Source organism: Streptomyces sp. NPDC096310 (genome assembly GCF_044763125.1).
GTDB lineage: Bacteria > Actinomycetota > Actinomycetes > Streptomycetales > Streptomycetaceae > Streptomyces.
The window spans coordinates 1-9,999 of sequence record NZ_JBIWFO010000051.1 but is presented as its reverse complement, the minus strand read 5'-3'; the positions used below and the strand labels follow the sequence as shown (position 1 = coordinate 9,999).

Sequence of the window (9,999 nt, the reverse complement as noted above, 5' to 3'; positions counted from 1 at the left end):
CTTCGTACTCACCCCTGCGGGCTTTCCTCCGGGCGCTTCCCTTCGGTGTTTCATTTTGTTCTGTACTTCGTTCCTGCGTTTCCGACTCTATCAGATTCATTCGGCGGTGTTTCCCGCTTCCAGAATTCCGACGGCCTTTGGATTGGCCCTTTGCCTTTCGGCTGCTCACTACTTTAACCGAATCCCCGCCCGGCTCATAATCGAGCCGATGAGTACAGAATTTCGGCATGCCGAAGCTCTGACCCGTCAGGGTTGTGATCGTGTGTAGTGGGTGGCCGCTTCGGAAGCTGCTGAACAGCAGCCCCGTTGAAAGCGGCTCGGGCCACGTTAGGCGGCGCGAACAGCGGAGTCAAGTTCGGCGGCGGCGTGGAACGTGGGCCCGATATGGGCTGACCGAGGGGTCGCCGTCGATCCAGAAGCGCCAGGGGTGGGGCGCGCCGTCGCCGCCCACCCCTGTACGGGGACCACTGCGGACCTGGTCTTTGGTGACCGGGGTGCCGGTGAGTATCGACAGCGGCTGCTCCGGGCCGGCACAGACGTCCGTACCGTTGAGCGCGCGGTCCACGTCGAGGGCGGTGGCCAGGCGTGCCGGGCCTTTGGCCAGTTCTCTGTCGTGACGGGCCGAGAAGCGACGTTTACGTGCCAGCTCCGCACCTACACCGATCTGCCCGGCCCGCAGCAGCACTCCGCTCGCCCTGCCCTCCGGTCCGCAGACCAGGTTGAGGCAGTGCCACATCCCGTAGGTGAAGTAGACGTACGCGTGACCGGGCGGGCCGAACATGACCGCGTTGCGGGGCGTGCGGCCCCGGAAGGCGTGCGAACCCGGGTCGATCTCGCCCGCGTACGCCTCCACCTCGGTGAGCCGCAACTCGATCGGGCCGTCGGCTGTCTCACGTACCAGGGTCCGGCCGAGGAGGTCGGGTGCGACCTCAAGGACCGCCCGGTCGAAGAACTCCCTGGGCAACGGCATACGGTCGGGGCTCGCCATCATGGCGTCCGAGCGTACCGGGGAACCGTCCGTGGCCGGATCGCGTATGTACGGGTCAGGGACCCGAAGGACTGAGTAGGAGTGACACATGGGCTTCAAGAAGCTGCTCGCGAGCCTGGGCGCCGGTGGGGCGACGGTCGAGACCGAGCTGACCGAGTCGAACGTCGTGCCCGGCGGAGTGGTGCAGGGTGAGGTGCGGCTCGAAGGCGGCTCCGTGAACCAGCAGATCCAGGGACTTTCCGTCGGGCTCCAGGCGCGGGTCGAGGTGGAGGGGAACGACCAGGAGACCAAGCAGAACATCGAGTTCACCCGGCAGAGCATCGGCGGCGCCTTCGAGGTGCAGGCGGGGGCGGTGCACGTGGTGCCGTTCGGCCTGGAGATCCCGTGGGAGACCCCGGTCACGACCATCGACGGGCAGCCCCTGCGCAACATGAACATCGGGGTGACCACGGACCTGGACATCGCGCGGGCGCTGGACAACAGCGATCTCGACCCGATCAACGTCCACCCGCTCCCGGCCCAGCAGGCCATCCTGGACGCCTTCATCCATCTCGGTTTCCGCTTCAAGAGCGCGGACATGGAGAAGGGGCACATCCGCGGGACGCGGCAGCGGCTGCCGTTCTACCAGGAGATCGAGTTCTTCGCGCCGCAGCAGTACCGGGGGCTGAACCAGGTCGAGCTGACCTTCGTCGCGGACGACCGCGAGATGGACGTCATCCTGGAGATGGACAAGAAGCCGGGGCTGTTCACCGAGGGCAGCGACTCGTTCCGCTCGTTCCAGGTGGGGCTTGGCGACTACCAGGGCACCGACTGGGCCGCGTACCTCAACCAGTGGCTCGCCGAAGTGGGTGGCCGTCGCAACTGGTTCTGAGCGCGGCCTCTAGGCTCGGTGCGCCGACATCCGGCAGACGACAGCCGATATCCGGAGGTTCAGACGTGACCGAGGCGACGAGGGCCCCACTCCCTCACGACTTCCACCCGCGGGTGCCGTCGTTCACCGTGGTGAGCGACGACGTCGCGCCCGGGGCCGTCCTGAAGGACGCCCAGGTCCAGGCCGCCGGGAACACCTCGCCGCAGCTGCGGTGGGAGGGGTTTCCGGCGGAGACCAAGAGCTTCGCCGTGACGTGCTTCGATCCCGACGCGCCGACCGGCAGCGGATTCTGGCACTGGGTGGTCTTCGACATCCCCGCGACGGTCACCGAGCTTCCGGTGGCCGCGGGCAGCGGCTCGTTCGAGGGGCTGCCCCAGGGCGCCGTACAGGCGCGCAACGATTACGGGTCGAAGGACTTCGGGGGCGCCGCGCCGCCGCCCGGAGACCCGGCTCACCGCTATGTGTTCACCGTGTACGCGGTGGACAGTGAGCGGCTCGGTCCGGACAGCGACGCCTCTCCCGCGGTCGTCGGATTCAATCTGCGCTTCCACACGCTGGCGCGCGCCCAGCTCCTCGGGGAGTACGCGGCGCCCGCCGGGAGCTGACCGTTTGCTTTTTGTTTGCCCTGCCCTGGTCTTGGAGAGATCAGGGCAGGGCATTTTTTATTGTGTTGTCCCTCTCGGCGCGCCCGGCCAGAGTTGATCCAAGCCCACAGCCTTGTCAGCCATGTCAGGGGGCCGGGCGGCGAAACACGGGAGGTGGACGGTATGCGGGACACGCTGGTACTGAATGCGAGCTTCGAGCCGCTGTCGACGGTGACGCTCAATCGTGCGGTGGTGCTGGTGCTCCAGGACAAGGCCGTCGTCGAGCAGGCCCATCCCGGTCTCCGTGTGCGTGCCGCCGCCGTGGAGCTTCCGGTGCCGCGGGTGATCAGGCTCTGCCGGTATGTCCGGGTGCCCTTCCGAAGACAGGCTCCGTGGTCGAGGCGTGGGGTCCTGATACGGGACCAGCACCGGTGCGCGTACTGCGGCCGGCGCGCGACGACGGTGGACCATGTGATGCCGCGGTCCCGGGGAGGCGCGGACAGTTGGCTGAATACGGTGGCTTCGTGCGCCGAGGACAACCACCGCAAGGCGGACCGTACGCCGGACCAGGCGGGGATGCCGCTGCTGCACGCGCCGTTCGTGCCTTCCCCGGCGGAGGCGATGCTGCTGTCGCTGCGCGTCGGTGAGCGTTCCGAGCTGCCGCAGTGGCTGTCGGGGGTGCAGGTGCAGCCGGCCGCGTGAGGGTCAGCCGTATCTGCGGATCAGGAGCTGGACGATGGCGACGACGCCGACCGTCACGACCAACGCGCGCAGGGCGGCCGGCGGCAGCCTGCGGCCGAACCGGGCGCCGAGCTGGCCGCCGAGTGCCGAGCCGATCGCGATGAGGACGACCGCCGTCCAGTCGAACTCGGCGACGAAGAGGAAGAAGAGCGCGGCGACGCTGTTGACGACGGCGGAGAGGATGTTCTTCACCGCGTTGAGGCGTTGCAGGGTGTCGTCGAGCAGCGTGCCCATCAGGGCGAGGTAGATGATTCCCTGCGCCGCGGTGAAGTAGCCGCCGTAGACGCTGGCGAGCAGCAGTCCGGTGAACAGGAGCGGGCCGCCGTTGGGGCCCGCGGTGGTGCCTTTGCGTGCGCGGCGGGCCTGGACGGCGCGGGCGAGCCGGGGCTGGAGGATCACCAGGACGAGGGCGAGGGTGACCAGGACGGGCACGATCGTCTCGAAGGCCGAATGGGGCAGGAGCAGCAGCAGGGTGGCGCCGCCGAGTCCGCCGAGGAGCGCGGCGACGCTCAGGCGCAGGACGCGGGGGCGCTGGCCGGTGAGTTCGGCGCGGTAGCCGATGGCTCCGCTGATCGAACCGGGTATCAGGCCGAGGGCGTTGGAGACGGTCGCCGTGACCGGGGGGAGTCCTGTCGCCAGCAGGACGGGGAAGGTGATGAGCGTGCCGGAGCCGACGACGGTGTTGATGGCGCCCGCGCTGATGCCCGCCACGAAGACGGCGAGCATCTCCCAGATGGTCACGGTGTGCTGCCCTTCGTGCTGATCGGTGCCGGATGCACCGACCACCGATCATGCACGAAGGGCGGGGGTGTTCTGCCGAGCGGGGTGCTTCTGCCGATCGGGGTGCTCAGTCGAGCGGGGTGTCCTGCCTGCGCTCCTTGCCGGTGTTGAAGCCGGGCATGCCGCCGCCGAGGTTGTCGAAGGCGCCGCTGAGTCCCTTGAGCGCGTCGCCGATCTCGCTGGGCACGATCCAGAGCTTGTTGGCGTCGCCCTCGGCGATCTTGGGGAGCATCTGGAGGTACTGGTAGGCGAGGAGCTTCTGGTCGGGGTCGCCGGCGTGGATGGACTCGAAGACCGTACGGATGGCCTGGGCCTCACCTTCGGCGCGCAGGGCGGCGGCTTTGGCCTCACCTTCGGCGCGCAGGATCGCGGACTGCTTCTCGCCCTCCGCGGTGAGGATCTGCGACTGACGGATACCTTCGGCGGTGAGGATGGCGGCGCGCTTGTCACGGTCGGCACGCATCTGCTTCTCCATCGAGTCCTGGATGGAGGTGGGCGGCTCGATGGCCTTCAACTCGACGCGGTTGACGCGGATGCCCCACTTGCCGGTGGCCTCGTCGAGGACGCCGCGCAGCGCCGCGTTGATCTCCTCGCGGGAGGTCAGCGTGCGCTCCAGGTCCATGCCGCCGATGATGTTGCGCAGCGTGGTGACGGTGAGCTGCTCGATCGCCTGGATGTAGCTGGCGACTTCGTACGTGGCGGCGCGGGCGTCGGTGACCTGGTAGTAGATGACCGTGTCGATGTTGACGACCAGGTTGTCCTGGGTGATCACCGGTTGGGGCGGGAAGGGGACGACCTGTTCGCGCAGGTCGATCCGGTTACGGATCGAGTCTATGAACGGGACCACGATGTTCAGACCCGCGTTGAGGGTGCGCGTGTAGCGGCCGAACCGTTCGACGATGGCGGCGCTCGCCTGTGGGATGACCTGGATCGTCTTGATCAGGGCGATGAATACAAGCACCACCAGGATGACCAGGACGATGATGATTGATGGCATCGCGTTTTTCGGGCCCTTCTCTGCCGGATGTTCCGATGATCCAGTTTCTCAGACCGGGAGTGAACGTAGTGACCGTTCGGCCGGGTTGAGTCACCTGACTGTCATGTCTGACTGCGGTGTCTGACTGTGGTGTCGCGTTTATCGTGTCCGTCGCGTTCGGCTGCCCGGCCGGAAGGGCCGGGTGGCCGGAAGCCGTCACATGACGACGGCTGTGGCTCCGTCGATCTCGACCACGTCGACCTGCTGGCCGGGTTCGAAGGAGGAGGCCTCGTCGTAGGTGCGCGCCGACCACACCTCGCCGGCCAGCTTGATCCGGCCGTCTCTGGCGTCCACCCGTTCCAGGACGACGGCTTGACGGCCTTTCAGCGCGTCGATCCCGGTGGCGGCCCCCGGGCTCGTCCCTGCGCGCTGCCGGGCGGCGTACGGGCGTACGGCGGCGACGAGCGCCACGGACACCACGACGAAGACCAGGACCTGGACCACCACTCCGCCGCCGAGGGCAGCGGTGATCGCGCCGGCGACCGCACCGGCGGAGAACATGCCGAACTCGGGCATCGCCGTGATGACGAGGGGAATGCCCAGTCCTACGGCGCCGATCAGCCACCACACCCACGCGTCGATTTCCACATGGTCATGGTAGGGGCGCGGGTCCCTGTCCCGACAGGGGCGATATCGGGTCAGAAGGCCGCCGATATGACGGAGGTTCAGCCGAGGGGCAGGCCGTGCGCCGTCCAGCGCTCGTCGGTGTGCTCGACGACGAGCGGGAGCCCGAAGCAGAGGGAGAGGTTGCGGGAGGTCAGCTCGGTCTCCATGGGGCCGGCGGCGAGCACCTTGCCCTGGCGGATCATGAGGACATGGGTGAAGCCGGGCGCGATCTCCTCGACATGGTGGGTGACCATGATCATGGAGGGGGCGTACGGGTCGCGGGCGAGGCGGCCGAGGCGGCGTACGAGGTCTTCGCGGCCCCCGAGGTCGAGGCCGGCGGCGGGCTCGTCGAGGAGGAGCAGTTCGGGGTCGGTCATCATCGCGCGGGCGATGAGAGTGCGCTTGCGCTCCCCTTCGGAGAGCGTGCCGAACCTGCGGTCCAGGTACTCGGTCATGCCGAGCCGGTCGAGGAAGGCGCGGGCGCGCCGCTCGTCGACCTCGTCGTAGTCCTCGTGCCAGGTGGCGGTCATGCCGTACGCGGCCGTGAGGACGGTCTGGAGGACGGTCTGGCGCTTGGGCAGCTTCTCGGCCATGGCGATGCCCGCCACGCCGATCCGCGGGCGCAGTTCGAAGACGTCGACCTTGCCGAGCTTCTCGCCGAGGATCCGGACCTGGCCGGCGGTCGGGAAGAGGTAGCTGGAGGCGAGGTTGAGCAGGGTGGTCTTGCCCGCGCCGTTGGGGCCGAGGATCACCCAGCGCTCCCCCTCCTTGACCGACCAGGAGACATCGTCCACCAGAGCGCGTCCGTCGCGGACCACGGTTACGTCCACCAGCTCCAGTACATCGCTCATGAGCGCGTTGTCTCCCCATGCAATCGTCTTGAGGTATTCGGGTGCGCCTGTAGACGCGGACCCCCAGGGAAAACCTACGCCACCGGTCGAGTGGTCCGGCCGTGAGGTCTGTTACCTAGGCTGTGGCCATGCTTTCGCAACCACGCTCAGGACTGCTGGCCGCTTGGGGAAATGCCCTGTTGGCCGGATTTGTATCGCCGGACGACGCGGTGCTCGCCATGGTCGGGGAGGACGCGGTGCACCGGGTGGAGGGGCTGCCGGGCGAGACGGGGCCCGTGGGGCTGACGCTGGCGCTGGGGCGGCTGCGGGCGCTCGGGGTGACCGGGTACCGGGTCGCGCTGCCCGCGCCGGGGCATCCGCTGGGGCTGTGCGGGCCGCCGGAGTTCAATGCCCGCGCGCTGGACGCGGAGGAGGCCGTGATCGCCGTAGGGGCGCCGTACGGGCTGGTTCCCGAGGTGTCCGCGGTGGGCCCCGAGGGCGACCGTCATGTCTCGGTCCTCTGGCACTGCCTGCCGGTACGGGAGGCCCCGCCGGCGGATGTGCCCTCGCTCGGGGAGGCGGAGCGGGAGCTTTCGGAGGCGCTGCGGGAGGCGGCGGAGGTGCTGTCCGGGCTGGACGTGGCGGCATCGGGGCCGGTGGCCGAGGCGATCGTGGACGCGTACCGGGCGCGGGCGGAGGCGGGCCGCGAGGTGCTGGCCCCGGGGTATCCGCAGCGGGCGGTGCGGGTGCTGGAGCAGGCGCAGCGGGTGGGGCTGATGATCGAGCTGGCGTACGAGCACGGGCACGGGGGCGCGGTGAGCGCGTCGGAGATGGCGGCGCGGGGTGAGGCGCTGCGGCCGGTGGAGCGGTTCGCGCGGCGGGCGCAGGTGGCGTCGTACAACGCGTACGTGGAGGAGCGGGAGCGTAACGGTCCCGGCGCGGGCGTCTGACGGCCCCGGCGGAAAAGCGCGCTCCGCGGCCCCCCGCTCGGCACCCGTGCCGAGCGGGGGGCCTCCGGTGCGGAAAGGGGCCTCCGGCGCCGGATCATCGGCCCGCGTCCGCGCCTGGCGCGTCTGCGCGCCTGGCCGGCGAGTGAGCCGAAGGAGCGCGGTATGAAGCGCCCCGGAGGTGAACCGAGCCCTTAGAAGTTCACCGCGTGGTTGCCGAACGCCGGGTTCAGCAGGCCGATCACGTTGACCGTGTTGCCGGTCACATTCAGCGGGACGTGGACCGGGACCTGGACGGCGTTGCCGGAGCCGACGCCCGGGGAGTGCTGGGCCAGGCCGTCGGCGTGGGCGCCGCCTTCGGTGGCGAACGCGGCGCCGGCGGAGGCGCCCGCGGCGAGACCGGCGGTGACGAGGACCAGGGCGGCCTTCTTGGCAACCTTCATGGGGTGTTCCTTAATCGCGTGATCAACAGCCGCCGCGGTATGCGGCGGCACGCCGTGGAGAACGCGCGACCGGCGCTCAGGATGCGCCGTATGGGTGACATACACCCGACAGTATGAATCTCAGACCGGAAGATGACCCTCCGGATATCTCCGTGCCCCGTCGTGACCGCCGTATCAGCCGGTCACCCCGTGCCGTACGGCCCACAGCGCCGCCTGCGTACGGTCGGAGAGGTCCAGCTTCATCAGGATGTTCGAGACGTGCGTCTTGACCGTCTTCTCGGAGAGCACCAGCGCGCGGGCGATCTCCCGGTTGGAACGCCCGTCGGCGATGAGGGTGAGCACCTCGCGCTCCCGTTCGGTGAGCGACGTACCCCTCCCCTGGCCCGTCCCCGGTTCGTCCTGGGCCAGCAGTGCGCCCGCCACCTCGGGCTGGAGCAGGACGTGCCCGGCGTGGACGGAGCGGATGGCGCCCGCCAGCGCCTCGGGGTCGATGTCCTTGTAGACGTAGCCGGAGGCGCCGGCGCGCAGCGCGGGGACGACGGTGCGCTGCTCGGTGAAGCTGGTGACGATCAGCACCCGGGCCGGGTTGCCGAGGTCGCGGAGCTTGCGCAGCGCCTCGATACCGTCGGCGCCGGGCATCTTGATGTCCATCAGGACGACGTCGGGGCGCAGCTCCTCGGCGCGGGCGACGCCCCCGGCGCCGTCCGCCGCCTCCCCGACGACCTCGATGTCGGGCTGGATCTCCAGGAACGTGCGCAGTCCGCGCCGTACCACTTGATGGTCGTCGACCAGCAGGACGCGAATGGCGGAGCGCCGCGTGCCGCCCCTGTTCTCCTCCGCCACCGGGTTCTCCTCAGCCACCGGGCACCTCCATCTCGATCGTGGTGCCCTGTCCGGGCGCGGACCGCACCCGGAGTCTGCCGCCCACTCCACTCGCCCGGTCCCGCATCGAGACCAGTCCGAGGTGGCGTCCGGCGCGGCGGATCACGCGGGGCTCGAACCCCTTGCCGTTGTCGGTGACGCTGAGGACGGCGCCCTGGGCACGGCGGGCGAGGGTGACGTCGACCCGGTCGCCGCCGGAGTGGCGCAGCGCGTTGTGCAGGGCCTCCTGGGCCACCCGCAGCAGCGCCTCCTCCTGGGCGGCTGGCAGCGCCCGTACCGCGGAGCTGTCGAAGGTGACCCGGGCCGCGTGGGCGCGGTCGAGGACCTGGATCTGGGTACGGAGCGTGGCCACCAGCCCGTCCTCGTCCAGGGCGGCGGGGCGCAGCTCGACCACGGCGGCGCGCAGCTCGTCGGCGGCCTCGGCGGCGAGGGCGGCGACCTGCTGGAGTTCGCCCTTGGCACGGGCGGGGTCGCGGTCGACCAGCGCGGCGGCGGCCTGGGCGGTGAGCCGCAGGGAGAAGAGCTTCTGGCTGACGGCGTCGTGCAGCTCGTGGGCGAGGCGGGAGCGCTCCTCGACGATGGTGAGTTCGCGGCTGCGCTCGTACAGCCGGGCATTGGTCAGCGCGATCGCGGCGTGCTGGGCGAGGATCGAGAGGAGTTCCTCGTCCTCCTCGGTGAATCCGCAGCCGCCGTCCGGTTTGGGGCAGCGTTTGTTGGCGAGGAAGAGCGCGGCGATGGTCTCGTCGCCGTCCCTGACCGGCAGGCCGATGAAGTCGGACATGTCGGGGTGGGCGGAGGGCCAGCCCTCGAAGCGGGGGTCCTTCCGTACGTCGGCGAGGCGCTCGGCCTTCTCCTCGTGGAGCATCGCGGCGAGGATGCCGTGCTGGCGCGGCAGCGGGCCGATGGCCTTCCACTGTTCGTCGCTGACACCGTCGACGACGAACTGGGCGAAGCCGCCGTGGTCGTCCGGGACACCGAGGGCCGCGTACTCGGCGTCGAGCAGTTCGCGGGCGGAGGCGACGATCGTCTTGAGGACGTCGTGCACCTCCAGACGCCTGCTCATGGCGAGGAGTGCGGTGCTCACGGCGGCGAGGCCGGAGCTGGGTCGGTGGCTCATGTGGCCACCGTACCGGCGGGCCGGTACGCGGCGTATCGGCCCGGGGACCGCCTGGGGACGGGGTCCTTGGGCCTAGGACCAATACTGGTGACTTTGGTGGTGCTGGCTCGTTGAGTTGGTGTGCCAAGGCCCGGACAGTTGAAGGTAGTTGAGGGTGATCGGTTTTCGGATCGG

Annotated in this window: 12 protein-coding genes; 4 read left to right on the top strand and 8 right to left on the bottom strand. The window is 69.6% G+C overall.

All coding sequences use genetic code 11. The annotated features are described in order from the left end of the window. Nucleotides 1–349: 349 nt before the first annotated feature. A complete protein-coding gene (locus ACIQ7D_RS37220) occupies nt 350–991 on the bottom strand; it encodes a DNA-3-methyladenine glycosylase (protein WP_403945670.1) in 642 nt (213 codons plus the stop codon). Nucleotides 992–1,076: 85 nt separating this feature from the next. On the opposite strand from ACIQ7D_RS37220, the gene ACIQ7D_RS37215 reads away from it, so the two are divergent. The 3 genes from ACIQ7D_RS37215 to ACIQ7D_RS37205 all read left to right on the top strand — a co-directional run bounded on the left by ACIQ7D_RS37215 (nt 1,077) and on the right by ACIQ7D_RS37205 (nt 3,145). Next, entirely contained in the window at nt 1,077–1,859 is a 783-nt protein-coding gene (locus tag ACIQ7D_RS37215; RefSeq protein ID WP_403945667.1) for a sporulation protein, read from the top strand. A gap of 65 nt (nt 1,860–1,924) precedes the next feature. Continuing rightward, nucleotides 1,925–2,464, top strand: a complete 540-nt coding sequence (locus tag ACIQ7D_RS37210; protein WP_403945664.1) for a YbhB/YbcL family Raf kinase inhibitor-like protein — start codon at nt 1,925–1,927, stop codon at nt 2,462–2,464. A gap of 162 nt (nt 2,465–2,626) precedes the next feature. Next, on the top strand, nt 2,627–3,145 hold the full coding sequence (locus ACIQ7D_RS37205) for an HNH endonuclease (RefSeq protein WP_403945662.1): 519 nt from the start codon (nt 2,627–2,629) through the stop codon (nt 3,143–3,145). Between the two features lie 3 nt (nt 3,146–3,148). Here ACIQ7D_RS37205 and ACIQ7D_RS37200 read toward each other — a convergent pair whose 3' ends face one another. From ACIQ7D_RS37200 to ACIQ7D_RS37185, 4 genes are all read right to left on the bottom strand, one after another. Then, the gene (locus tag ACIQ7D_RS37200; protein ID WP_403945660.1) at nt 3,149–3,925 is read right to left on the bottom strand and encodes a sulfite exporter TauE/SafE family protein; all 777 of its coding nucleotides are present in this window, start codon (nt 3,923–3,925) and stop codon (nt 3,149–3,151) included. Between the two features lie 106 nt (nt 3,926–4,031). Then, entirely contained in the window at nt 4,032–4,961 is a 930-nt protein-coding gene (locus ACIQ7D_RS37195; RefSeq protein WP_030353811.1) for an SPFH domain-containing protein, read from the bottom strand. Between the two features lie 195 nt (nt 4,962–5,156). Next, a complete protein-coding gene (locus tag ACIQ7D_RS37190) occupies nt 5,157–5,588 on the bottom strand; it encodes an NfeD family protein (RefSeq protein WP_403945657.1) in 432 nt (143 codons plus the stop codon). A gap of 77 nt (nt 5,589–5,665) precedes the next feature. Further along, nucleotides 5,666–6,457 carry an ABC transporter ATP-binding protein gene (locus ACIQ7D_RS37185; protein ID WP_403945654.1) on the bottom strand — a complete coding sequence of 264 codons (792 nt, stop codon included), beginning with the start codon at nt 6,455–6,457 and terminating at the stop codon, nt 5,666–5,668. A gap of 128 nt (nt 6,458–6,585) precedes the next feature. Between ACIQ7D_RS37185 and ACIQ7D_RS37180 the strand changes: the two genes are divergently transcribed. After that, nucleotides 6,586–7,386: a hypothetical protein gene (locus ACIQ7D_RS37180; RefSeq protein WP_403945653.1), complete on the top strand. Its 801-nt coding sequence runs from the start codon at nt 6,586–6,588 to the stop codon at nt 7,384–7,386. Between the two features lie 191 nt (nt 7,387–7,577). Here the strand turns inward: ACIQ7D_RS37180 and ACIQ7D_RS37175 are convergent, their stop codons facing one another. From ACIQ7D_RS37175 to ACIQ7D_RS37165, 3 genes are all read right to left on the bottom strand, one after another. Continuing rightward, nucleotides 7,578–7,826 carry a chaplin gene (locus ACIQ7D_RS37175; RefSeq protein WP_403945651.1) on the bottom strand — a complete coding sequence of 83 codons (249 nt, stop codon included), beginning with the start codon at nt 7,824–7,826 and terminating at the stop codon, nt 7,578–7,580. Between the two features lie 174 nt (nt 7,827–8,000). Then, complete coding sequence (locus ACIQ7D_RS37170) at nt 8,001–8,687, bottom strand: response regulator (RefSeq protein ID WP_403945649.1); 687 nt, start codon at nt 8,685–8,687, stop codon at nt 8,001–8,003. Then, on the bottom strand, nt 8,680–9,825 hold the full coding sequence (locus tag ACIQ7D_RS37165; RefSeq protein WP_403945648.1) for a GAF domain-containing sensor histidine kinase: 1,146 nt from the start codon (nt 9,823–9,825) through the stop codon (nt 8,680–8,682). Before ACIQ7D_RS37165 ends, ACIQ7D_RS37170 begins: the two co-directional genes overlap by 8 nt. Nucleotides 9,826–9,999: the final 174 nt, after the last annotated feature.